The 23,418-nt window shown below is 69.6% G+C and carries 21 protein-coding genes, 1 tRNA gene and 1 pseudogene; 17 read left to right on the top strand and 6 right to left on the bottom strand.

Annotation, left to right across the window (positions count from 1 at the left end):
• The first annotated feature begins 8 nt into the window (after window positions 1–8).
• From ACQPYY_RS28490 to ACQPYY_RS28470, 5 genes are all read left to right on the top strand, one after another.
• On the top strand, window positions 9–1,769 hold the full coding sequence (locus tag ACQPYY_RS28490; protein WP_379095781.1) for an ABC transporter family substrate-binding protein: 1,761 nt from the start codon (window positions 9–11) through the stop codon (window positions 1,767–1,769).
• Window positions 1,766–2,656, top strand: a complete 891-nt coding sequence (gene mshB / locus ACQPYY_RS28485) for an N-acetyl-1-D-myo-inositol-2-amino-2-deoxy-alpha-D-glucopyranoside deacetylase (RefSeq protein WP_433591656.1) — start codon at window positions 1,766–1,768, stop codon at window positions 2,654–2,656. Before ACQPYY_RS28490 ends, mshB begins: the two co-directional genes overlap by 4 nt.
• A 12-nt stretch (window positions 2,657–2,668) precedes the next feature.
• Complete coding sequence (locus ACQPYY_RS28480) at window positions 2,669–2,827, top strand: hypothetical protein (RefSeq protein WP_167333469.1); 159 nt, start codon at window positions 2,669–2,671, stop codon at window positions 2,825–2,827.
• Window positions 2,824–3,321 (top strand): hypothetical protein, encoded by a 498-nt coding sequence (locus ACQPYY_RS28475; RefSeq protein WP_379093664.1) that lies wholly within the window; start codon window positions 2,824–2,826, stop codon window positions 3,319–3,321. The genes ACQPYY_RS28480 and ACQPYY_RS28475 overlap by 4 nt, the downstream gene beginning before the upstream one ends.
• An 83-nt stretch (window positions 3,322–3,404) precedes the next feature.
• Window positions 3,405–4,709: an FAD-binding oxidoreductase gene (locus ACQPYY_RS28470; RefSeq protein WP_433591655.1), complete on the top strand. Its 1,305-nt coding sequence runs from the start codon at window positions 3,405–3,407 to the stop codon at window positions 4,707–4,709.
• A 6-nt stretch (window positions 4,710–4,715) separates the two neighbouring features.
• Here the strand turns inward: ACQPYY_RS28470 and ACQPYY_RS28465 are convergent, their stop codons facing one another.
• From ACQPYY_RS28465 to ACQPYY_RS28455, 3 genes are all read right to left on the bottom strand, one after another.
• Window positions 4,716–6,257, bottom strand: coding sequence for a PH domain-containing protein (locus ACQPYY_RS28465; RefSeq protein WP_433594755.1), 1,542 nt, complete (start codon window positions 6,255–6,257; stop codon window positions 4,716–4,718).
• A gap of 116 nt (window positions 6,258–6,373) precedes the next feature.
• Window positions 6,374–6,880, bottom strand: coding sequence for a PH domain-containing protein (locus tag ACQPYY_RS28460; RefSeq protein ID WP_433591654.1), 507 nt, complete (start codon window positions 6,878–6,880; stop codon window positions 6,374–6,376).
• 99 nt (window positions 6,881–6,979) lie between these two features.
• The gene (locus tag ACQPYY_RS28455) at window positions 6,980–8,473 is read right to left on the bottom strand and encodes a hypothetical protein (RefSeq protein ID WP_433591653.1); all 1,494 of its coding nucleotides are present in this window, start codon (window positions 8,471–8,473) and stop codon (window positions 6,980–6,982) included.
• A gap of 174 nt (window positions 8,474–8,647) precedes the next feature.
• Here ACQPYY_RS28455 and cofG point away from each other — a divergent pair.
• The 7 genes and pseudogenes from cofG to ACQPYY_RS28420 all read left to right on the top strand — a co-directional run.
• Window positions 8,648–9,967: pseudogene (cofG, locus tag ACQPYY_RS28450) on the top strand (7,8-didemethyl-8-hydroxy-5-deazariboflavin synthase CofG); the annotation flags it as partial.
• 139 nt (window positions 9,968–10,106) lie between these two features.
• Entirely contained in the window at window positions 10,107–10,430 is a 324-nt protein-coding gene (gene fdxA, locus ACQPYY_RS28445) for a ferredoxin (RefSeq protein WP_040812194.1), read from the top strand.
• Window positions 10,431–10,439: 9 nt separating this feature from the next.
• Window positions 10,440–11,546, top strand: coding sequence for a succinyldiaminopimelate transaminase (gene dapC, locus ACQPYY_RS28440; protein WP_433591652.1), 1,107 nt, complete (start codon window positions 10,440–10,442; stop codon window positions 11,544–11,546).
• Between the two features lie 70 nt (window positions 11,547–11,616).
• Window positions 11,617–11,690: transfer RNA gene (locus ACQPYY_RS28435), tRNA-Asp, on the top strand.
• A 351-nt stretch (window positions 11,691–12,041) separates the two neighbouring features.
• Complete coding sequence (locus tag ACQPYY_RS28430) at window positions 12,042–13,529, top strand: GMC oxidoreductase (protein WP_379093679.1); 1,488 nt, start codon at window positions 12,042–12,044, stop codon at window positions 13,527–13,529.
• A 76-nt stretch (window positions 13,530–13,605) separates the two neighbouring features.
• The gene (pruA, locus tag ACQPYY_RS28425; RefSeq protein WP_433591651.1) at window positions 13,606–15,240 is read left to right on the top strand and encodes an L-glutamate gamma-semialdehyde dehydrogenase; all 1,635 of its coding nucleotides are present in this window, start codon (window positions 13,606–13,608) and stop codon (window positions 15,238–15,240) included.
• Window positions 15,240–16,199, top strand: a complete 960-nt coding sequence (locus ACQPYY_RS28420) for a proline dehydrogenase family protein (protein ID WP_433591650.1) — start codon at window positions 15,240–15,242, stop codon at window positions 16,197–16,199. The genes pruA and ACQPYY_RS28420 overlap by 1 nt, the downstream gene beginning before the upstream one ends.
• A gap of 22 nt (window positions 16,200–16,221) precedes the next feature.
• On the opposite strand, the gene ACQPYY_RS28415 is transcribed toward ACQPYY_RS28420, so the two are convergent.
• Window positions 16,222–17,085, bottom strand: coding sequence for an oxygenase MpaB family protein (locus ACQPYY_RS28415; RefSeq protein ID WP_379093688.1), 864 nt, complete (start codon window positions 17,083–17,085; stop codon window positions 16,222–16,224).
• A gap of 148 nt (window positions 17,086–17,233) precedes the next feature.
• On the opposite strand from ACQPYY_RS28415, the gene ACQPYY_RS28410 reads away from it, so the two are divergent.
• A complete protein-coding gene (locus tag ACQPYY_RS28410) occupies window positions 17,234–17,866 on the top strand; it encodes a TetR/AcrR family transcriptional regulator (RefSeq protein ID WP_379093692.1) in 633 nt (210 codons plus the stop codon).
• 13 nt (window positions 17,867–17,879) lie between these two features.
• Here the strand turns inward: ACQPYY_RS28410 and ACQPYY_RS28405 are convergent, their stop codons facing one another.
• Entirely contained in the window at window positions 17,880–18,734 is an 855-nt protein-coding gene (locus tag ACQPYY_RS28405) for an oxygenase MpaB family protein (RefSeq protein WP_433591649.1), read from the bottom strand.
• 158 nt (window positions 18,735–18,892) lie between these two features.
• Between ACQPYY_RS28405 and ACQPYY_RS28400 the strand changes: the two genes are divergently transcribed.
• The 3 genes from ACQPYY_RS28400 to ACQPYY_RS28390 all read left to right on the top strand — a co-directional run bounded on the left by ACQPYY_RS28400 (window position 18,893) and on the right by ACQPYY_RS28390 (window position 21,120).
• Window positions 18,893–20,302 carry an acyl-CoA synthetase gene (locus ACQPYY_RS28400; protein WP_433594754.1) on the top strand — a complete coding sequence of 470 codons (1,410 nt, stop codon included), beginning with the start codon at window positions 18,893–18,895 and terminating at the stop codon, window positions 20,300–20,302.
• Window positions 20,303–20,336: 34 nt separating this feature from the next.
• On the top strand, window positions 20,337–20,708 hold the full coding sequence (locus tag ACQPYY_RS28395; protein ID WP_357091451.1) for a PPOX class F420-dependent oxidoreductase: 372 nt from the start codon (window positions 20,337–20,339) through the stop codon (window positions 20,706–20,708).
• A gap of 100 nt (window positions 20,709–20,808) precedes the next feature.
• Entirely contained in the window at window positions 20,809–21,120 is a 312-nt protein-coding gene (locus ACQPYY_RS28390) for a hypothetical protein (protein WP_357283292.1), read from the top strand.
• Window positions 21,121–21,197: 77 nt separating this feature from the next.
• Here the strand turns inward: ACQPYY_RS28390 and dapD are convergent, their stop codons facing one another.
• Window positions 21,198–22,160 (bottom strand): 2,3,4,5-tetrahydropyridine-2,6-dicarboxylate N-succinyltransferase, encoded by a 963-nt coding sequence (gene dapD, locus ACQPYY_RS28385; RefSeq protein ID WP_379273364.1) that lies wholly within the window; start codon window positions 22,158–22,160, stop codon window positions 21,198–21,200.
• Window positions 22,161–22,269: 109 nt separating this feature from the next.
• Here dapD and dapE point away from each other — a divergent pair, with 109 nt between their 5' ends.
• Window positions 22,270–23,376: a succinyl-diaminopimelate desuccinylase gene (dapE, locus tag ACQPYY_RS28380; protein ID WP_379093704.1), complete on the top strand. Its 1,107-nt coding sequence runs from the start codon at window positions 22,270–22,272 to the stop codon at window positions 23,374–23,376.
• Window positions 23,377–23,418: the final 42 nt, after the last annotated feature.

Genomic DNA, 23,418 nt, shown 5'->3' with positions numbered 1-23,418 from the left:
CGAACGTGATGACGGGGGCCCGGAGGCGCGCATCGGTGCGCGCGGTGCTGTTGATGGTGGCGACCCTGCTGGCGGTCGCGACCGGCTGCACCGCGAATCCGCCGCCGCCCATCGAGTCCACGGACTCTCCCAAGACGCAGCCCGCCAAGCCGGGCAAGAATTCGGTCGTGGTCGCGGTGGACGACATCGGGATCGGGTTCAATCCGCATCTGCGGTCGCAGCAGTCGCCCGCGACGGCGGCCGTGGCGTCCATGGTGTTGCCGAGCCCGTTCAAGGCCGCGCCGACGCCGGGGGTGCCGGGCGCGACCGACTGGATGCTGAATCCGGCGCTCATGGTGTCGGCGGACGTGACCTCGCAGGAGCCGTTCACGATCAGCTACCAGATCAAGAACGAGGCGTCCTGGTCCGATGGTGCGCCGATCGCGGCCGAGGACTTCAAATACCTGTGGCAGCAGATGATCACGCAGCCGGGCACGGTGGATCCGGCGGGGTACCGGCTGATCTCCGATGTCAGTTCCGCGGCGGGCGGCAAGACCGTGAATGTCACGATGACGCAGCCGTATCCGGCTTGGCGGCAGCTGTTCACGGATCTGCTGCCGCAGCATCTGGTGAAGGACAGCGGTTTCGAGCAGGGCCTGGTCGACACCATCCGGATCTCGGGCGGTCAGTTCCGGATCAAGCAGGCCGATCGCGGCCGCGAGGAGATCCTGCTGGAACGCAATGACCGGTACTGGGGTCAGCCCGCGGTGCCGGATCAGATCCTGTTGCGGCGCGGCGGAACTCCCGCGCAGGTGGCGGAGTCGCTGCGGGTCGGGGACGCGCAGATGGCGCTGGTGCACGGCGGGGTGGCGTTGCAGGCGCAGCTGGCGGCGATCCCCTCGGTGCGCACGGCCGTGATGGCGCAGTCGCGGGAGATGTCGCTGGTGCTCAACGGGCGCAGCGGGGATCTCGCCGATGTGCGGGTGCGGCGCGCGGTGCTGGCGCTGCTGGATCCGGTGCTGCTGGCCACGGTCGGCGCGCAGACCGGCAGCTGGGTGGAACCGGTTCGGGCGCAGGTGCTTTCGCCGTCGGATCCCGGGTACGCGGCCACGCAGCCGCCGCGGCTGCCGGTGGAGGAGGCGTTCGCGCTGCTCGCGGAGGCCGGTTTCGCGCGGGCCGCGGAGACGCCCGCGGCGCCGTCGGCGACGTCGCCCGCGCCGCAGCCGCGTCCGCTGGCCAAGAACGGCAAATCCCTGACGGTGCGGATCGGCGCGGTGGACGGCGACACCACGTCGCTGGCGGTGGCCAATACCGCGGCCGACCAATTGCGCAGTGCCGGAATCGATGTCATCGTCCGCAGTGTCACGGCGGCGACGCTGTACGGCAAGGAACTGACCGACGCCGGGATCGACGCGGTGGTCGGCTGGGAGCGCACCGGCCAGGATCCGGCCACCGTGCTGGCCTCCCGGTACGGGTGCGCGCCGGTGGCCCCGCCGGGCGACAACGGCGACACCACGGTCGCTGACGGTGCGAAGAAGTCGCCGTCGAACCTGTCCGGGGTCTGTGACGCGGCTTTGCAGCCCGGTATCGACGCCGCGCTGCGCGGCCTGGATCCCGGCAAGGTGATCGCCGAGGCCGAGCCCCGGCTGTGGGAGATGTCGACCGTGCTGCCGATCGTGCAGGACACCCAGGTGGCCGCGGCGGGCCCGCGGGTGGACGGGGCCTCGCTGAGCGGCGCCATCCAGACCGGCATCTTCGCGGATGCCGCCAATTGGCGGAGGTTGCCGTGACCGTCGATTCCGCGCGCCACGGCCTGCTGCTGGTGCACGCGCACCCCGACGACGAATCCATCACCACCGGCGGCACCATCGCCCACTACCGCCGCCGCGGCGTCCCGGTCACCGTGGTGACCTGCACGCTCGGTGAGGAGGGCGAGGTCATCGGCGAGGAGTACGCGCGGCTGGTGGCCGGGTCGGCCGATCAGCTGGGCGGCTACCGGATCGCCGAATTGACCAGGGCCCTGGACGCGTTGGACGCGGGCCCGCCGCACTTCCTGGGCGGCGCGGGCCGCTGGCGGGACTCCGGTATGGCCGGGTCGCCGTCGGCGCGCGATCCGCGGGCCTTCGTGAAGTCCGGGACCGCCTCCACCGACGCGCTGGTGCGGGTGCTGCTGGAGCTGCGCCCGCGGGTGGTGATCGGCTACGACCCGCGCGGCGGGTACGGGCATCCCGATCACATTCGCGCGCACGAGATCACCATGGCGGCCGTGGACGCGGCCTCGGACTGGGGCTGGACGGTGCCGAAGGTGTACTGGACGGTTACCGACGCCGCGGTGCTGGCCATGCACACCGAGGCGTTGAAGCGCCGCACCGTGGATCAGCTGCCGGGTGCGCTGCCACCGGGCTGGCGGCTGCCGCACGAGGGCGAATTGGCTTGTGTCCCGGCGGAATCGGTCACCACCGCGGTGGACGTGTCCGATGTGCTGACGGCCAAGCGGGCGGCGCTGCGGGCGCACGCCACGCAGGTGACGGTGGCGCCCTCGGGCCGGGAGTTCGCGCTCTCGAACGATGTCGCCCAGCCGGTGCTGCCGGAGGAGCATTACATTCTGGTGCGGGGTGAGCGCGGCCCACTCGGCCCCGACGGTCGGGAACATGATCTCTTCGGCGGGCTGGAATGAGAGACTGAGGCTATGTACAACTGGGACCTCCAGAACGCCATCGCGGCGTTCGTCGAGAGCCAGCGGCCCTACTTCGAGTGGCAGCACGAGCTGTACCTGTCGGTGCTGTACGGCTTCGTGGACATGCAGAGTCACCTGCTGACGCTGCTCGGTTTCCCGCCGGTGCCGTGACGGCCGCCGTCGGAGCCCGCTCGGGTGACGCGGTGGCGAGCCCGCGCCCGGGCCGCGTCGTGTTGAACGCGGTGATCGCCGGGCTGCTGCTGATCGACGCCGTGATCACGCTCGGCCTGGAGGTGCTGTTCCTGCCCCTCTACGCCGGGCAGGCGACCATTCCCGAGCCCGCCCCCGTGCTGGCTGCCGGCTCGCTCGCCTCGAGCATGACCTCGGGCGCGATCCCGGTGCCGGTGGCCGCGCTGGCGGCCGCGGTGGTGAACGTGCTGCTGGTGATGGGCATGGGCGTGGCGACCGATCGGATCGGTGTGATGGCGCTGCCGATCCTGGTGTGGGCGTTGGGCTTCCTGATCTGCGCGGGTTTCAGCCCGAGCGGCTACGCGCTGCTCATGGGCGACTGGCCCACCATGCTGCTGCTGATCTGCGGTCTGCTGCCCGCGGGCATGTACCTCTACTACCGTGCCACCGCGCGTCTGGCGTCGGCCGGAGCCTGAGTCTCCGGGGCGCTGTCACACTTCGTCGTCGCGTCTCGTCCTTCTTGCGGAATCGCGTTCGCGAGACAGACGAGGGGAAGACGATGGGATTCGACGAACTGCGCAATACCGTCCGGGGCCGGGTGCTCGAGGCCGGTGACGCGGACTTCGATCAGGTCGCGCGGCCGTGGAGCCTGGCGGTGACGCAGCCGGTCGCGGCGGTCGCCGAGGTCGCCGACGCCGAGGACGTGGCCGCCGTGGTGACGTACGCGCGTGCCGCGGGCCGTCCGGTGGTGACCCAGCCGACCGGGCACGGCGCGGCGGGCGGCGTCGAGACCGCCGTCCTGCTGCGCACGGGCGCGCTGGATCGCCTGGAGATCGATCCGGCGGCCCGCGTGGCGCGGGTCGGCGCGGGCGTGCGGTGGGGCGGGGTGCAGGCGGCCGCCGCCGAGCACGGGCTCACCGGTCTGGCGGGCAGCAATCCGGTGGTCGGGGTGACCGGCTACACGCTGGGCGGCGGCGCGGGCTGGTTCGGCCGCAAGTACGGGTGGGCGTCGAACGCGGTGCGCGCCTTCGAGATCGTGGACGCCGACGGCCGCCCCGCCCGGGTGACCGCCGACAGCGATCCGGACCTGTTCTGGGCCCTGTCCGGCGGCGGAGGCGATTTCGCGGTGGTGACCGGGCTCGAAGTCGAGCTGTTCCCCGCGCCCGACCTGTACGGCGGCCGGGTGATGTGGCCCGCCGAGCGGATGCCCGAGGTGTGGGAGGCATTCCGGGCGTTGACCGCGCACGCGCCGGACGAGCTGTCGGTGTGGTTCCAGCGCTTCCAGTTCCCGCGGTCGCCGGAGCTGGTGGCCCTCGATGTCGCCTACCTCGGTGACGCCGGCACGGGCCGGGACCTGGTGTCGGCGCTGGACCGGATCGGCGGCGCGGTCTCCGATTCGCGGGCGCCCATGACGGTCGCGGAGATCGGGACCATCACCTCCGAGCCGACCGATCCCAGCCCGGCCATCGGCCGCACCGAGCTGCTGCCCGAGCTGACGGCGGAGGCGGAGAAGATCCTGCTGGGCGAATCCGTTGCGCCACTGGCCAATATCCAGGTGCGCGGCCTCGGCGGCGCGTTCGCCGGACCCGCCGCGGGCGCGCGCGGTGCACTGTCCGACGGGTACCTGGTGTATCTGCTGGGCATCGGGCTGCCGCAGCTGCGGGACGCGGTGCACGCCAAGGTGGACACCCTGGTCGCGCAGCTGGATGGTCAGGTCACCGGGCGCAAGCCCTTCACCTTCCTGACCCCGGGCGAGTCGGCGGCCGCCGCGTTCGACCCGGCGACCCTGGACCGGCTGCGGGCCGTCAAGCGAGAGCGCGACCCGCACAACGTGATTCGCGCCAACTTTCCGGTCCAGGGCTGAGCCGGATCACCGCCGAGCCGGGACGCCCAGCTGTCCCGGCGTGACCGCCTCGATCAGCTCCCACGCCTGCTCCAGCGGCAGATCGATGACGTGATACCGCTTCTTGCCCGCCGCCGACGCCGCCACCACGGTGGCGACGCCCGCGCGGCGCTGGAAGAAGGTCTGGCGCACGGTCCAGCCGATGACGCCGGGGGCTTCCACGCAGTCGCGGTCGCGGTCCAGGCAGCCGCTGCGGGTGATGAGCCAGGCGGGCTGGCCGTCCGCGGCGGGCAGGACGGCGTGGCCGAGACCGCGGTACCGATCCCACGCGAGGGCTACGGCGACCGGCACGGCGACGGCGAGCGCGATCCAGACCCATAGCGGAACTTGGCCTCCCGCAAGGGAAATCACCAGGAGAGCGGCGGCGGCCGCGGCGAGCGGGCCCAGTGCGCGGGTGTAGCGGCGGCGGCGCGCGGCGGGTCCGTGGGGGAGCAGCGGCACGGTGACGAGTGCGGCGGCATCGGTGGCGCCCACCACCGCCACGGCGGAGATCGGTTGTGTGGCAGGCGATGTCGTGTCGGCAGTTCCGGCTCGGCCGGCGCCGAGCAGGTGGGCGAGCGTCCGGTGCACGGCGGCGCGCGGAGCCTGCGGCAGGATCTTCTGCCGCGGGCTGGTGCCGGTCATGATGGCCTCGAGCTCGGCCGCCCCGGCCAGACGCAGCAGCAGCGGCTCGTTCACCGTCGCGCCGCGCAGGCGGGCCAGGTCGAGGGTGGTCTGGCGGGTGGTGAGCAGGCCGTGCCGGATGGTGAGGGTCTTGCCGTCGTCGTGGACCCGGAGCCCGAACCAGGTCAGCAGGTAGCGGGCGCAGGCGGCCACGCTGACCACGACCACGAGCAGCACGATCAGCAGCGCGATGACGCCCACGATGACGCCCGCGCTGCGGTGGCCGACATCCTGGACGGTGCCGGACTTCAGGAAGATCTGCGCGAAGCCGTACTGGAAGGCCAGACCCACGACCGGGGCGATGATGGCGAAGCCGGTCAGCGACAGCGGGGCGTACCGCACCCACTCCGCCTGCCAGTGCGCGATCTCCACGGCATTGCCGGCCACGGCCGGGGCGGGGGTTTCGGGCGTGATCGACTGCGGGGCAGCCGATTCCGCGCCCGTCCCGGTGTGCGCCAGCAGTGCGGTCCGCAGGTCCGGCACCAGGTTCGCGTCCAGGGAGTCCAGCTTGAACTGCTCCCGTTTGTCCACGTGCTGCCCGGTGCCTATGGACAGCACGGCCAGTCCGAGCGCCCGGTGCAGCAGATCGGCCTCCACGTCCACCGAGCGGACCCGGTTGCGTGGGACGGAGAGTCGTTTGCGCTGGATCAGGCCGGTGCGGAGTTCCACATTGTCGGTGGTGATGCGGTAGGTGGTGGTGAACCAGCGGGTGAGCGCGAAGGCCACGATCACGCCGACCACGGTGAGGCTCCACAGCGGGCTGTCGGCGCGGGCGCCCGCGACCAGCGTGGCGATCAGCACCGGGATGAAGCGGATGAGTTCGGTGACCGGGTGCACCAGCAGCATGCGCTTGTCGAGCCGCTGCCAGCCCGCGCCCGCCGGTTCGAGGCTCGCGGGCAGCGGTGAAAGCTGTTCTGTCGGATAGGAATCGGAGAAGTCTTCCGGCTGGTGGGGCGGCTTGCTCACGTGGCGTCCCCGCGGTGCTGGGCGGCGATCGCGGTCAGCTGGGTGACGGTGTCCCGCGCGTCGGCCAGCGCCAGCGCGCTGATGTGCACCGCCCCCGCCGAGGAGGCGGTGGTGACGGTGACGGTGGCCAGCCCGAGCAGTCGCTCGAGCGGCCCGCGATAGGTGTCGACCGTCTGCACCCGGGTGATCGGCGCGACCCGGCTCTCCTGGGTGAACCAGCCGGTCCGGGTGTAGACGGCCTCGTCGGTGATCTCCCACCTGTGCACGGCGTACCGCCACAGCGGAATCACCACGATGCTGAAAACCGCTGCCAGCAGCACGATTCCGAGCACCAGACCCTGTAGCCCGCGCCGGTGCGAATCGAACAGCGCCCAGACTCCCACCCCGAGGACCGGCACCACCCAGGACAGGGCGGCGCTCAGCGCCCACAGCAGTTTGGCGCGGGGGCTGGGCCGCCGGGCCGGGTCGGCCAGCAGGCCGCCGGGAGCGAGGGGCTGGGACATGGTGCCCATGCTTGCACGAATCCGGCCGCGGAGGCGGTTGTTGCGAGCGAGTACCGGACGCTCGGTTCGGTCGCTGCCGCCGCCGCGGCGGGACTGCTACTACTTGGGCGTGACGCGGTAGAACCCGGTCGTGGTGCCCTGGTACTGGATTCGGCCGGGGGCGATGGTGCCGACCATCTCCAGGGTGTCGTTGATCGTGGTCGCGCCGACGTACTGCTCGGAGTCGACCTTGCCGGTATTGGCGTCGATCACCGCGAAGCTGTAGTTGTCGGTGACGCCGGCGCTGCCGCTGCCCAGACCCGCGCTGCCGCTGCCGAGCGCGGAACTGCCGCTACCGAGCGCGCTGCTGCCGCTGCCGAGCAGCGAGTGGCGGGTGAAGGTGTAGATCTTGCCGTCCGCCACGGACAGTCGCGGCACCGCCGAGGACGGCACGGTGTTGGTCCACACCACGGTGCAGCCGGAGCCGGTGACATCGATGCGGGTCATACCGCCCGAGATCGGCGCGCTGGCGGGCTGGCTGGTCCCCGCGTTGGGCGGCAGCGCCGGGTACGGGTAGCCGTAGGTGCTGGCCACGAAGACACTGTTGCCGGATCCGATGGGGGAGTTCTCGGTGCCGTCGATGGCGGGCACCGAGCAGACGGGCGTGCCGGTGGCCGTGTTGTAGACGAGCAGGTTTTCCTTGGTGGCGGCATTGTCGGTGATGGCCAGGTATTCGGTGCCGTCGCCGGGGCCGAAGAAGGTCGGGGTGGCGCCGGTGCCCCAGCTCAGCTGGCCCGGTTTGCGGGCGGGGCCGCGGTCGTAGGCCTGCCGCCAGACGATCCGCGGGTTGCCGCCGCCGTCCACGTCGAGCAGGTAGAGGGCGTGGTCGGTGGCGACGGCCATGCCCTGGGGTCCGGTGGCGATGCTGTTGGCCACGTTCTCGCCGGGCGCGAGCACGAGGGAACGCGCGCTGCCGTCGAGGTTGACGAATCCGGCGGCCGCGCCGTCGGTGGCGAACCAGACCCGGCCCTGGTAGTCGGGGGAGACGGAGCTGACCGCGTCGCAGTCGCCGCCGCCGCAGTGGCCGGTGACCGCCTGTGTCACATCGGTTTTCGAGGCGATGGACAGCGACCATTTGCCGTCGGAGCCGCGCTGGTGCCCGATGCGCAGCAGGTTGCCGGAGCCGTCGACGGTGACCATCCGGTCCTGGTTGTCCAGGTAGGCGTAGACGCCGCCGAGCAGGCTGCCCTTGGTGAGGTCGAGCTTGGCGAGGGTGTTGCCGTTGCTGGGATCCAGCAGCAGCACCTCGGGCGCGCGGTCGGTGATCTTGGTGCACAGCGCCTGCGGGAGGCCGTCCGCGCCCTGCAGGATGGTCGGGCAGGCCGCGCCCTGTTCGTGGAAGTCGGCGTGCACCCCGCCGGTGCCGACGCCCGGCAGCGGGGTGGTGTCGGAGGCTTCCGAATCGCCGTGCATGGTCGCGGTGCCGACCGGTCCCAGATAGGGATTGGCCGGTGGGAGCGGCCCGAAGGCCGATGCGGTGCTGGTGGCGATGGTGAGCAGGGCGGTGGCGCCGAGGCCGGCGACGACGGCGGCACGTCGGATTTGCGCGAGCACGAAGATCTCTCCCTTTTCTGCTGGGAAGTAGTCGCCCGCGAGGCTATTGGATCGATTCCGAGATTTGAATAGATGTACTCGAGGATGCAAGTAATTGCATCGGAATAACCTCGGCGGTCTCGCGGGTTGCCTCGTTCCATGGCACCCGAGTCGGATCAGCGGGATGGATGGCGCATGATCGTGGACGTGACGGATCTACCCACCCCGAGCCTGCCCAGCGCACCGCGGGAGCAGGTGACACCCGATGCCGAGGCCATGCGGGCCGCACTGGGACGGGCCCGGGACGGCGCGACGCTCGACCTGGACGCGGCCACGGTGCTGCTGCGGGCGCGCGGCGCGGACCTGGTCGAGCTGTGCGAATCGGCGGCGCGGGTGCGCGACGCCGGGCTGCGGGCATCCGGGTACGCGGGCGAGACCCTGCCGATCACCTACTCGCGCAAGGTGTTCATCCCCATCACCCACCTGTGCCGCGACCGCTGCCACTACTGCACCTTCGTCACCGTGCCCGGCAAGCTGCGCGCCCAGGGCAAGGGCATGTACATGGAGCCCGAGGAGATCCTCGACGTCGCCCGGCAGGGCGCCGAACTCGGTTGCAAGGAAGCGCTTTTCACGCTCGGCGACCGTCCCGAGGACCGCTGGCCCGAGGCCCGGCAGTGGCTCGACGAACGCGGCTACGACTCCACCCTGGACTACATCCGCGCCATGGCGATCCGGGTGCTCGAGGAGACCGGGCTGCTGCCGCACCTGAACCCCGGCGTGATGAGCCATGCGGAACTGGCGTGGCTCAAGCCGGTGTCGCCGTCCATGGGCATGATGCTGGAGACCACCTCCACCCGGCTGTTCACCGAACCCGGTCAGGCGCACTACGGTTCGCCCGACAAGGACCCCGCGGTGCGGTTGCGGGCGCTGACCGACGCCGGTCGCCTCTCGGTGCCGTTCACCACCGGCATCCTGGTGGGCATCGGCGAGACCATCGTCGAGCGAGCCGAGTCCATTCTCGCGATTCACCAGTTGCACAAGGCTTTCGGGCACGTGCAGGAGGTCATCGTGCAGAACTTCCTGGCCAAGCACGACACCGCCATGCGGCACAGCCCCGACGCCGGGATGGAGGAGTTCCGCGCCGCCATCGCGGTGACCCGCCTGGTGATGGGCCCGGGGATGCGCATCCAGGCCCCGCCGAACCTGGTGTCGCTCGAGGAATGCCGGGCGCTGCTGGGGGCGGGCATCGACGACTGGGGCGGGGTCTCGCCGCTGACGCCGGATCACGTGAATCCGGAACGCCCGTGGCCGAACCTGGACACCCTGGCGCGGATCACCGCGGACTGCGGCTATGTGCTGACCGAGCGGGTCACCGCCCACCCGGAATACGTGCTGGCGGGCGAGCCCTGGATCGATCCGCGCATCGCGGGGCATGTGGCCGCGCTGGTCGACCCGGTGACCGGTCTGGCCGCCGACGTGCGGCCGAAGGGCCTGCCGTGGCAGGACTGGGACGACCTCACGCGGCCCGGACGGGGTCCCGAGGTGACCGCGCGAAGTTAGGGCAGGCTGTGCAAGAGTAATGTTGGCTGGCCGGGATAGGGTTTCGCCGGGGGGAGGTATCCCCCTCAGGTGTGGACAGACTAGGAGAGCGGCAGTGCCGTACATCATCGCTGAACCGTGCGTTGACGTGAAGGACAAGGCGTGCATCGAGGAATGCCCCGTGGACTGCATCTACGAGGGCGGACGCATGCTGTACATCCAACCCGACGAGTGCGTGGACTGTGGTGCGTGTGAGCCGGTCTGCCCGGTGGAGGCCATCTTCTACGAAGACGACACCCCGGATCAGTGGGCCGGTTACGTGAACGCCAACGTCGACTTCTTCGACGACCTGGGTTCCCCGGGCGGCGCCACCAAGGTCGGCAAGGTCGACTACGACCCGCCGTTCATCGCCGCGCTGCCGCCGATGGCGAGCGAGTAGGACCGAGATTTGACCGCGCGTGGCCGGGTCAGCGCACTGCTGCCCGATTTTCCCTGGGACACCATCGCTTCGGTGAAGGCGAAAGCCGCTTCGCATCCGGACGGCATCGTCGACCTCTCGGTCGGAACCCCGGTCGATCCGGTGGATCCGCTGATCCGCGAGGCGCTTTCGTCGGTGGCGGAGGTGCCCGGGTATCCGACCACGCACGGCACGCCCGAATTGCGCGAGGCCGTCGTGGCGGCCCTGAAGCGGCGATTCGGGATCACGGGGGTGGACCCGGCGGCGGTGCTGCCGGCCATCGGCACCAAGGAGCTCATCGCCGGGCTGCCGCGGCTGCTCGGGCTGGGCGCCGAGGATCTGGTGGTCATCCCCGAGGTCGCGTACCCGACCTACGAGGTGGGCGCGCTGCTGGCCGGTACCCGGTATCTGCGCGCCGACAGCACGGTGGCGCTGGGCCCCGAGCGGCCCGCGCTGATCTTCCTGAACTCGCCGTCCAACCCGACCGGCAAGGTGCTGGGCGTCGACCATCTGCGCAAGGTGGTGCGGTTCGCCCGCGAGCGCGGCGCGATCGTGGCCTCCGACGAGTGCTACCTGGGTCTGGCCTGGGAGGGCCGCGCGGTGTCGATCCTCGACCCCGAGGTGTGTGACGGTGATCACACCGGCCTGCTGGCTATACACTCGCTGTCCAAGACCTCGAACCTGGCCAGCTACCGCGCGGGTTTCGTGACCGGTGACCCGGAGCTGGTGGCGGAGCTGCTGGAGGTGCGCAAGCACTCCGGCATGATGCTGCCGTTCCCGATCCAGGCCGCCATGACCGCGGCCCTCGGCGATGACACCCACGAGGTTCAGCAAAAGGACCGCTACCGTGCCCGCCGGGTGGTGCTGCGAGATGCGCTGCAGCGCGCGGGATTCCGGATCGACGATTCCGAGGCGGGTCTGTACCTGTGGTCGACGCGCGACGAGCCGTGCCGCACCACTCTGGATTGGCTGGCCGCGCGCGGCATCCTGGCCGCCCCGGGTGAGTTCTACGGACCGCGCGGGAATCAGCATGTGCGCATTGCCCTCACGGCCACCGACGAGCGCATCGCGACCGCGGCTGATCGTCTGACCAGCTGATTTTCGGTTACCCGGGCCCGCGTGATACCGTCTACGACGTCGCCAGGCCGGATAGCCGAGCGATTCGTAAGGCCCTGTGGCGCAGTTGGTTAGCGCGCCGCCCTGTCACGGCGGAGGTCGCGGGTTCGAGTCCCGTCAGGGTCGCACGTGCACAGCCTCCCCACCGATTTCGGTGGGGAGGCTTTTTGCTGTCCGCGCGCTGTCGCGTCCCCGGTTGCCTGTGGTTAGCGAGATATGTTGTCAGCTCTCGTTTTGTGAAAACTGACACACGTTCACTCCAGAACATCTATAACAAGTTCTCATCGCAACTCGATGAGGAGTATTTCAGTGCGTGGATTGTCTTATGAAACCCCCGGCAAGAGTGTTTACGGCAGCAATGTCAGCCGACGAGGGTTCCTAGCTGCAACGGGGGTTGTTCTCGGGGCGGCCGCGCTACTAGGGAAGCTCCCAGCCGCCCGGGCCTTACCCGCCGGGTCGATCGCCGACGGCGACCAGATGCCGGTCCTGGTAATTGGAACAGGTTATGGCGGCGCGGTTGCGGCCCTGCGGCTCGCGCAGGCCGGGCAGAACGTGGTCATGGTCGAGAAGGGCATGTCCTGGAGCCAGCCCGGCTCCGACGGCAAGGTCTTCTGCAACATGCTCAAGCCCGACGGCCGCTCGTTCTGGCTGCGCACCGAGACCGACCAGCCCGTCAACCACTTCATGGGCGCGCCCTACAACAAGTCCATCTCCCGGTACACCGGCGTGCTGGATTCCGAGCAGTTCAGCGGGATTCGCATCTACCAGGGCCGCGGCGTCGGCGGCGGCTCGCTGGTCAATGGCGGTATGGCGGTGACGCCGCAGCAGAGCTGGTTCCCGACCATCCTGCCCTCGGTGGACCCGGGCGAGATGTACAGCACCTACTACCCGCGCGCCAATGCCGGGCTGAAGGTGAACAATATCGACTCGAACTGGTTCGAGAGCGCCGACTGCTACCAGTTCGCGCGCGTCGGGCGTAAGCAGGCTGAGCGGTCCGGCTTCAACTGGACCTTCGTCCCCAACGTCTACGACTTCAACTACATGAAGCAGGAGCAGGCCAACACCGCGCCGCGCTCCGCCCTCAACGCCGAGGTCATCTACGGCAACAACTACGGCAAGAACTCCCTCGACAAGACCTATCTCGCGGACGCCTCGGCCACCGGCAAGGTGACCATCGTCCCGCAGCACGTCGTCACCACCGTGTCCCCGGCCAACGGCGGCGGGTTCTCGGTCGTGATGAACCAGATCGACACCAGCGGCAACACCGTGAAGTCGAAAACGGTTACGGCGCAGAAGGTCTTCTTCGCGGCCGGCAGCGTGGGCACCAGCAAACTGCTGGTCACCCAGAAGGCCACCGGCAAGCTGCCCAACCTGCCCGACTCGGTCGGCGCGGGCTGGGGCAACAACGGCAATGTCATGGTCGCCCGGCAGAACCAGGCCTGGGACGCCACCGGCAGCCTGCAGTCCTGCATCCCCTGCCTGGGCATCGACAACCTGGCCGACACCGGTGGCCCGGCCTTCGCCGAGGTGTCGCCGTTCCCGGCCGGGATCGAGACCTTCGCCAGCCTGTACCTGGCCATCACCAAGAACCCGAACCGGGCCAAGTTCACCTACAACTCGGGCAGCGGCGGCGTCGACCTGAACTGGCAGACCGCCTGGAACCAGCCCGGCATCGACGCGGCCAAGCGGATCTTCGACAAGATCAACAAGAAGGAAGGCACCATCTACCGGACCGACCTGTTCGGCACCTACAAGACCTGGGGCGACGACTTCGCGTACCACCCGCTGGGCGGCTGCGTGCTCAATGTGGCCACCGACAACTACGGCCGCCTCTCGTCCTACCCGGGCCTCTACGTCATCGACGGCTCGCTGATCCCGGGCTTCACCACCGTCAACCCCTTCGTAACCATTACGGCATTGGCGGAACGCAACATTGAGAAGATCATCGCCGAGGACTTCCACTGATGTAAAAATTCCGCTGTAGCGGCCGTCGGGGCGTGTTCTGTCCGGCCGGGCGGGGACGATCGCGATAGTGTTGGATATGGACGCTGTCACGGTTGTCCCCGCTCCCGTCAATGAACCGGTGCACACCTACGCCCCCGGCAGTCGCGAACGCGCGCTGCTGGCCGGGCGGCTGGCCGAACTCTCCGCCGAAGCCGTTGAAGTGCCGCTGGTGATCGGCGGCAAACATCAGCCCGGCGCGGGTGAACGCCGCGATATCGTGATGCCGCACCGGCGCCGGCACGTACTGGGGACCTACGCCAACACCACCCACGACGAAGCCCGGGCCGCCATCGCCGCGGCGACCGCGGCCGCCCCCGGCTGGCGGGCCATGCCCTTCGAGGAGCGGGCCGCCATCCTGCTCCGCGCCGCCGACCTGCTGTCCGGCCCCTGGCGTGAGACCATCGCCGCCGCCACCATGCTCGGACAGTCGAAATCGGTGCAGCAGGCCGAGATCGACGCACCGTGCGAACTGGTCGACTTCTGGCGGTTCAATGTGGCCTTCGCGCGGGGGATCCTGCGGGAACAGCCGCAATCCTCACCGGGCGTGTGGAATCGGATGGACTACCGGCCCCTCGAAGGGTTCGTGTACGCCATCACGCCCTTCAACTTCACCGCCATCGCCGGGAACCTGCCCACCGCGCCCGCGCTCATGGGCAATACGGTCGTGTGGAAACCCTCGCAGACGCAGACGCTTTCGGCCTACTACACCATGAAATTGCTGGAGGAGGCCGGACTGCCGCCGGGTGTCATCAATATGCTGACCGGTGACGGCGCGCAGTTGTCGGAGGCCGTGCTGGCCGATCCTCGGCTGGCGGGCATCCACTTCACGGGATCGACGCGCACCTTCCAATACCTGTGGCAGACGGTGGGCTCGAATATCGGCCGATACCACGGCTATCCGCGGCTGGTGGGGGAGACCGGCGGCAAGGACTTCATCCTCGCGCACCCCTCCGCCGATCCGGACGCGCTGCGCGTGGCCATGATTCGCGGGGCCTACGAGTATCAGGGCCAGAAGTGCTCGGCCGCCTCGCGCGCCTACATTCCGAAGTCGGTGTGGCGGCGGATGGGCTCGGACTTCCTGGCCGAGGTGGAATCTCTGACCTACGGGGATGTCGCCGATCTCTCGAATTTCGGTGGGGCGGTGATCGACGACCGCTCCTACGCCAAGTGCGTGGCCGCCATCGGGCGCGCCCGTGAGCAGGGCATATCGATTCCGGCGGGCGGCGGCTACGACGACAGCGAGGGCTGGTTCGTGCGGCCGACTGTGCTGCTCAGCGACGACCCGGGCGACGAATCCTTCGAGACCGAGTACTTCGGGCCGATCCTGTCGGTCTACGTCTACGACGACGGCGCGCCCGACGCCTTCGAGGAGATCATGGACGTGGTGGACGGGACCTCCCCGTACGCCCTCACCGGCGCCATCTTCGCCCGCGACCGCCAGGCTGTCGAATCCGCTACCGGCACACTGCGATTCGCGGCCGGGAACTTCTACATCAATGACAAGCCCACCGGCGCGGTGGTCGGCCAGCAGCCTTTCGGCGGCGCCCGGGCCTCGGGCACCGACGACAAGGCGGGCTCCCACCTCAACCTGCTGCGCTGGGTCGCGCCCCGCACCCTGAAGGAGACGTTCGTCCCGCCCACCGAGTACCGCTACCCCCACATGGAGGCGTGATGAACCCACTGCGCCCGGCGATCCTGGCGGCGGCCGGGTCGTCCCGGATCAAGGACGTCATCACGAAGGTGCCGGTGACCGCCGCGGTGGTGCGGCGGTTCGTCGCGGGCGAGACCCGCGCGGACATGGTGCCGGTCGCGCGGGCGCTGCTGGAGAGCGGGCGCTCGGTCAGCGTCGATTTCCTGGGCGAGTACACGACCGACCGCGCTCAGGCGGATGCCGCTGTGGCGGAATACTTCTCGCTCATCGACGACTTGGCCGAGGCGGACCGGACGGCCGCCGGGGTGCTCACCGACATCCCGCGGGTGGAGGTCTCGCTCAAGCTGTCTGCGCTGGGTCAGTCCCTGGGGCAGGACGGTCCGGCCATCGCCGCGGAGAACCTGCACAAGCTGTGCGCCAAGGCCGTCGAACACCACGTCTGGGTGACCGTCGACGCCGAGGACCACACCACGACCGCCGACACCCTCGAAGCGGTCCGTAATGCCCGCACCGAATTCCCGTGGCTGGCGGTAGCGTTGCAGACCTATCTGCGTCAGGCCGAGGACAATGCCCGCGACCTGGCCGCCGACGGCACCCGAATCCGCCTGTGCAAGGGCGCCTATCAGGAACCCGGCACCGTCGCCTACCAGCGCCGCGCCGAGGTGGACGCCTCCTACCTGCGCTGCCTCGAGGTGCTGTTGCGCAACGCCTGGTACCCGATGATCGCCTCCCACGACCCGGCCATGATCTCCGCCGCCCTCGCGCTGGCCGCCGAAAATCACCGCAAACCAGGCGATTTCGAGTTCCAGATGCTCTACGGCATCCGCGACGCCGAGCAGCGCCGCCTGGTCGGCGACGGCCACGCGCTGCGGGTCTACATCCCCTACGGCACCCAGTGGTACGGCTACCTCATGCGCCGTCTCGCCGAACGCCCGGCCAATCTCGGCTTCTTCCTGCGCGCGTTGGCCGAGCGCGGCTGAGGGCTCTCCGGCTTCGTCGGGCTCAGACCAGCGGGCGGCCGAAGCGGCGGCGCAGGCGCATGTCCGCCAGGAAGAAGTTGTAGGGGAACAGTCGCAGCATCGTGGGCATGCGGGTCCAGACCGCGGAGATCACGCGCAGGAAGCCGGTGAAGACGCGCTCGTCGCGGGCGCTCCAGGTCATGGACATCTCGTCGCGCAGGTGCTGGGGGAGCAGCGCGGTGACGATGAAGCGGTGCAGGCCGCCCAGGGCGAACTGCACCGGCCACGACACCATCTTCAGATCGGTGAGGTCGTTGAAGTACTTGCGGGTGGGCCCGTCGATGGACTTGGTCGCGAGGTTCTCGTCCCAGTAGGCGTAGAAGTCCTCGCGGGTGGCGGGCCACATCTCCGGGCGCATCTGCAGCGTGGTGCCCAGGCGGGCGCAGTACTGGTAGAAGGCCTCGGCCAGTGCGGGATCCATCGGGCCGCGCATGCGGTGGTAGAGGTCGTCGACACCCCAGTACAGGCAGGCCGCCACCCACAGCTGGAGCTTGGGGTCGAAGGCGTTGTACTTGACGGGGCTGCCCGGTTTGGAGTGGACGCTGCGGTGCGCGCCGTTCACGGCCTCGCGGTAGGTGGTGCGGTCCAGGTCGTTGCCGAGCAGGGCGACCGAGAGGTAGGTGAGGGTGGTGCGCAGCCGCTTGACCGGGTGCAGGGTCACCTTGCCGCTGTCGACGTCGCTCTCCATGACACCGTAGGCGACCGGCTTCAGCGAGAGCTGCATGACGACGTTGGCGGCACCGCCGAGGAAGGCCGCGACGCCGTCGATGTGCTCACGGATGTCCGCGGGGGTCAACGGCTGATAGGCCGGGGGAAACTCGTCGAACTTGCGCAGCGGGGCGGTCATCGTTGACTCGACTCCTCGGTCGTCACTCCTCGCCGGATGAGGAGAGTGTGAGAAATTTCGCCACTCACCTTCTCATCGTGGGGTGCCGGTGTCAATGTGCGAAGATTAGTGCCTCACCGTTTCTTCGTGACCGGAAAGGGCTCGGACCATGGCCAAACTGGCCAAACTGCTGCCGCTCGTTCGCGGATCCGGCCCCGAGGACCGCAATCAGGCGAAGGTCCTCGACGCCGCCCTGCTGGCTTTCCTGGACTTCGGCATCAAACGCACCAGCATGGTCGAGGTCGCCCGGCGCGGCGGACTCTCGCTGGCCACCCTCTACCGGCGCTTCGCCGGGAAGAACGATCTCATCCAGGCCGTCGGCCTGCGGCAGGCCCGCCAGTTCATCGACGACGTGGACGCGGCGGTGCAGGGTCCGATCGAGGCCGACGCCAGCGCCGAGGAGCAGATCGTCGCGCTGTTCGTGGCCTTCACCGAGGGCCTGCGCAACAACCAGCTGCTGGACCGGCTACTCAAGACCGAACCCGAGATCGTGCTGCCGTATCTGACCGTGCAGGGCGCGCCGGTGATCGAACTGGGCCGTGACTACCTGGCCGAGTTCACCGCCCGGCTCCAGGCGGAAGGCAAACTGCCGCAGTACGATCCGCTGCCGCTGGCGGAGATGACCGCCCGGGCCGCGCTCTCGCTGGCCCTCACGCCGCAGACCGTCATCCCGCTCGGCGATCCGGAGGCGCTGCGCAAATTCGCCCGCGAGCACGTGATTCCCGGCTTCCGAATCCTCTGACCGGCAACGGGTTTCACACCAGCTTCAGGCCCAGCCGGCGGCGCAGCCGCATATCGGTGAGGTAGACGTTGAGCGGGAAGGCGCGCAGCGAGGTCGGCACCACCGATTCGACCGCGCCCGCGGTCCGCAGCATGGCGGCCAGTACGCGGTCCTGGCGCGGCGTCCAGGTCATGCCCATCTCGTCCCGGAGGTGTTGCGGCAGCAGACCGGTCACGAAGAAGCGGTGCACGCCCGCGAAGGGCGGGCGCAGCGGGTGGGGCAGCATCTTCAGGTCGATGAGATCGTCGAAGTACGCCTTGATCTTCGGGTCGATGCGTGTCCGGGCGAGGTTCTCGGCCCAGTACCGGTCGAAGGCGGCGCGGTCGGCGGGCCACATCTCCGGGCGCACCTGCAAGGTGGTGCCCAGCCGGGCGGCGTGGTGATAGAAGGCGTCGGCGTCGTAGTCGTCCATCGGGCCGTGCATGCGCTCGTAGAGGTCGCGCGCGCCCCAGTACAGGCAGGCCGCCACCCAGAGTTGGAGTCTCGGATCGAAGGCGTTGTACTTCACGGTGCTGTCCGGGCGGGATCGGACGTACTTGTGCACGGCGTCGACGGCCTCGCGGTAGGCGGTGCGGTCCTCGTCGGTCCCCAGCAGCGCGACGGCCAGGTAGGTCAGGGTGGTGCGCAGCCGCTTGAACGGGTGGATCATGACGTTCCCGGACTCCACCGGGCTCTCCACCACGCCGTAGCCGACCGGGGGATTGGAGAGCTGCATGATCACGTTCGCGGCCGCGCCGAAGAAGCCGGCCGCGCCGTCGAGGTAGCGGCGGACATCGATCTCCGGTGCGGGCGCGGCGGATTCGCCGGGGTGGGGCAGCGGCCTGGTCATCGTTGACCACATCCTCGATGTGAGAAGGTTGTACAGAAACTGTCTTACCCACTCGGGTGGTCTGTCAACCGGCGCGACGGCTTCGCAAGCGAACCGTTGCGCGTCGCGGCAGCAGGTCGGCGGACCGCGGCCTCGGGTAGCGTGAGCCCGTGTCGCCGCTGTTGCTGAGTTCGCTGAATCCGGCCGCCATCGCCGCCGGAGCCGATATCCCCGATGCCGTCACCATCGACGGCGAGACCCTGTCGCGCAGTGATCTGCTCGGCGCGGCCACCTCGGTCGCCGAACGCGTCGCCCAGGCCCGCCGGGTCGCGGTGCTGGCCGAGCCGACCGTCACCACCGTGCTCGCGGTGATCGGCTGCCTGATCGCCGGGGTCACCGTGGTCCCGGTGCCGCCGGACGCGGGCAGCGCGGAACTGGCCCACATTCTGCGCGACTCGGAGGCCCAGGCCTGGCTGGGCACGGCCCCCGAAGGCTCCGAGCTGCCCGTGATCCCGGTCCGCAAGCACGCCCGGTCCTGGCACCGGTACGCCGAACCCGCCGGGACCGCAACGGCTTTCGTGCTCTACACCTCCGGCACCACGGGCGCGCCCAAGGGCGTGATGCTGAGCCGCGCCGCCATCGCCGCCGGGCTGGACGCCCTGATCCAGGCGTGGGGCTGGACCTCGAACGACGTTCTGGTGCACGGCCTCCCGCTGTTCCACGTGCACGGCCTGATCCTCGGCCTGCTCGGCCCGCTGCGGGCGGGCAGCCCGCTGGTCCACACCGGCAAGCCCACCCCGCGCGCCTACGCCGACGCGCGCGGCACCATGTACTTCGGCGTTCCCACCGTGTGGTCGCGGATCGTCGAGGAGCCCGACACCGCACGAGAATTGGCGAAAGCGCGCATCCTGATCTCCGGCAGCGCCCCGCTGCCCGTGCCGGTGTTCGAGCGGCTGGCCGACCTCACCGGGCACGCCCCGATCGAGCGCTACGGCATGAGCGAAACCATGATCACCCTGTCCACCCGGCCCGACGGCGAACGCCGCCCCGGCTGGGTGGGCACCCCGGTCGCCGGGGTGGAGACCCGGCTGCGTGACGAGTCCGGCGCGCCGGTGCCGCACGACGGGGAAAGCGTTGGCGGACTCCAGGTTCGGGGACCCATGCTGTTCGACGGCTACCTGGGCAAGCCGGAGGTGACCGCCGAGAACTTCACCGCCGACGGCTGGTTCAAGACCGGTGACGTGGCCGTCATCGACGCCGCGGGCTTCCACCGCATCGTGGGCCGGGAATCGGTCGACCTGATCAAATCCGGCGGCTACCGGATCGGCGCGGGTGAGATCGAGACCTGCCTGCTGGGGCATCCCGCGGTGGCCGAGGCCGCCGTCATCGGCGTCCCGGACGAGGACCTCGGCCAGCGCATCGTCGCGTACGTGGTACCGCGGGACGGCGCGGGCGAAGCCCTCGCCGACGAGCTCATCGCCCATGTGGCGGGGGAACTCTCGGTGCACAAGCGCCCCCGCGAGGTGCGTCTGGTGGACGCGCTGCCGCGCAATGCCATGGGCAAGGTGCAGAAGAAGCTCCTGTCTTGACCTGAAGCGCGGTCGAGGTTCTAGCGTGATCGCCATGACCGCATCCCTGTCGCCTGCCCAGATCGACTACCTGAACAGTCAGCGGCTCGGACGGCTCGCCACCGTCCGGCCCGACGGCTCCCCGCAGAACAATCCGGTCGGCTACCGCTACAACGCGGCGCTCGGCACCATCGACATCGGCGGCCACCACATGGGCGCCAGCCAGAAGTTCCGGAATCTGTCGAAGGAGGACCGGATCGCCTTCGTCGTCGACGACGTGCCGTCCGTCGACCCGTGGACCGTGCGCTGCCTCGAAATCCGCGGCACCGCACAGGCTCTGCGTGATGTCGAACCGTTCTACCCCGGCCTGTCCCCGGAGATCATCCGCATCACCCCGGAGCGCGTCATCGCCTTCGGGATCGACTGACACCGAGGTTCTGCTGCCGAGGGTTTCGGGGTCTGGCCGCGGCTCGGGGCCGCCCCTAGCGTCCTGGAGGTTGTTTCTCGTCATCCAGGAAGGCCGAACGATGCCCACCGCACTGCGCACCACCATGGCCGCCACCGCCGTCCTCGCCGGACTGCTGGCCCCCGCCGCCGCGGCGACCGCCGCGCCACTGCCGCTCACCCCGATGCCGCAACCCGCCGAGCCCGTCGCCGGGCCCACCGGCACCGGATCGGTGAACACCGGGCCCACCGGCACCGGATCGTTCGATCCGTCGGCGGCCGGTTCCTCGAACCTGATCAAGGCTCTCCAGACCGGCTCGGGCCAGTGCAACAACACCAGCCCGATCCCGCCGCTCGACGGACAGCCCGCTCCGTGGTGCGCCCTGTACAAGTGAGCGCGGCCCGCGGCTGAGCCCGAAAATGACGAAAACCCCTGCGGCCCGAGCCGACGGGGGTTTTCGTTTGTTACATCTCAGTCGTTGGCGTGCAGGGCCGCGTTCAGTTCGATGCCGGTGCCCTTGCGCGGGCGAACCTCGACCGCGCCGGTCAGCGAGTTGCGGATGAACAGCAGGTTCGACTTGCCGGACAGCTCACCGGCCTTCACGATCTGGCCGTCGGGCAGCGCCACCTTGGTGCCCGCGGTGACGTAGAGGCCCGCCTCCACCACGCAGTCGTCGCCGAGCGAGATGCCCAGGCCCGAGTTGGCGCCCAGCAGGCAGCGCTCGCCCAGCGAGATGACCTGCTTGCCGCCGCCGGACAGGGTGCCCATGATGGACGCGCCGCCGCCGACGTCGGAGCCGTCGCCGACCACCACACCGGCCGAGATCCGGCCCTCCACCATGGAATTGCCGAGCGTGCCGGCATTGAAGTTGACGAAGCCCTCGTGCATGACGGTGGTGCCCGAGGCCAGGTGCGCGCCCAGGCGCACGCGGTCGGCGTCGGCGATGCGGACACCCGAGGGCAGCACGTAGTCCACCAGGCGCGGGAACTTGTCGACGCCGTACACGGTGACCTGGCCGCGGGCCCGCAGCTTCAGGCGGGTCAGCTCGAACTCCTCGGTCGAGCACGGGCCGTGGTTGGTCCACACCACGTTCGCGAGCAGCCCGAAGATGCCGTCGAGGTTCGCGCCGTGCGGGCGGACCAGGCGGTGCGAGAGCAGGTGCAGACGCAGGTAGGCGTCGTGGGTGTCGATCGGCGCGGCGGCCAGGTCGGCGATCACGGTGCGGACCACCACGGTCTCGACCCGCCGGTCCTCGTCGACACCGGCCGAGGCGGCGAACTTGGCGTACTCGGGATCGGAGGCGTCCAGCCGCACCGTGCCCACCTCGTCGGCGGAGAATTCACCGAGCGTCGGGTACGGGTACCAGGTGTCGAGAACCGTCCCGTTGACGGTGATGGTGGCGATGCCGACTGCTGCTGCTCCCTGAGTACTCACGTCCCCACACGTTACCGGGCTGCGAATTCATACCGAATGCGGTGCCGATTTGTGCCAACGCAGCCACCGTGCGAAGAACTGCGGTTATTCCTCCTTTAGGGTGGATCGAGTGACCATCGATCTGAGAGCCGACCCGATTTCACTCACCGCCGCGCTCGTGGATATTCCGAGCGTCTCTCGGAACGAGAAGGTCATCGCCGACATCGTCGAGAAGGCCCTGCGTGAGCAGACCACCGGATACGAGATCCTGCGCCACGGCAATACCGTGCTGGCGCGGACCAATCGGGGCCTGCCCAGCCGGGTGATCCTGGCGGGGCACCTGGACACCGTGCCGATCGCCGACAATGTGCCCGGCCATTTCGAGACCACCGCCGACGGCGAACGGCAGCTGTGGGGTTGCGGCACCGTCGATATGAAGTCCGGCGACGCGGTCTTCCTGCACCTGGCCGCCACCGTCGCCGACCCGGTGCACGACCTGACCCTCATCTTCTACGACTGCGAGGAGATCGCGGCCGAGTACAACGGGCTGGGCCGCATCGAACGCGAACTGCCCGAATGGCTCGAGGGCGACCTCGCGATTCTCGGTGAGCCGTCCGGCGGCTGGATCGAAGCGGGCTGCCAGGGCACCCTGCGGGTGCGGCTCACCACCGCCGGCGTGCGCGCGCACACCGCGCGAGCCTGGCTGGGAGACAACGCCATTCACCGGCTCGCCCCGATCCTGGAACGGCTGGCGGAATATCGGGCCCGCGAGGTCGAGATCGACGGCTGCACCTATCGCGAGGGCCTGTCCGCCGTCCGGGTCGAGGGCGGTGTGGCGGGCAATGTGGTGCCCGACGTCGCCACCGTGGACGTGAACTTCCGCTTCGCCCCCGACCGCACCCTGGACCAGGCCACCGAGCACGTGCGCGAGGTGTTCGCCGGACTGGAACTGGATTTCGAGCGCACCGACGGCGCGCCCGGCGCCCTGCCCGGCCTGTCGAATCCGGCCGCCAAGGACCTCATCGAGATCGTGCACACGCACGGCTCCGGCGGGGTGCGCGCCAAGTACGGCTGGACCGATGTCTCGCGGTTCGCCGCCCGCGGCATGCCCGCGGTGAATTTCGGTCCCGGCGACCCGAACCTGGCGCACAAGCGCGACGAGCATCTGCCCGTCGAACAGATCACCCAGGTGGCCTCGATGCTGCGCAGCTACCTCACCGGCGAGAAAGGCCGATGAACTGTTCAGCACCACGCTGAACGAGCGACCGACAACGGCCAT

The organism is Nocardia sp. CA-145437, from assembly GCF_050956485.1.
Classification (GTDB): Bacteria; Actinomycetota; Actinomycetes; order Mycobacteriales; family Mycobacteriaceae; genus Nocardia.
Note: the sequence above shows the minus strand (reverse complement) of the source record. Positions and strands in the feature narration are given on the sequence as shown.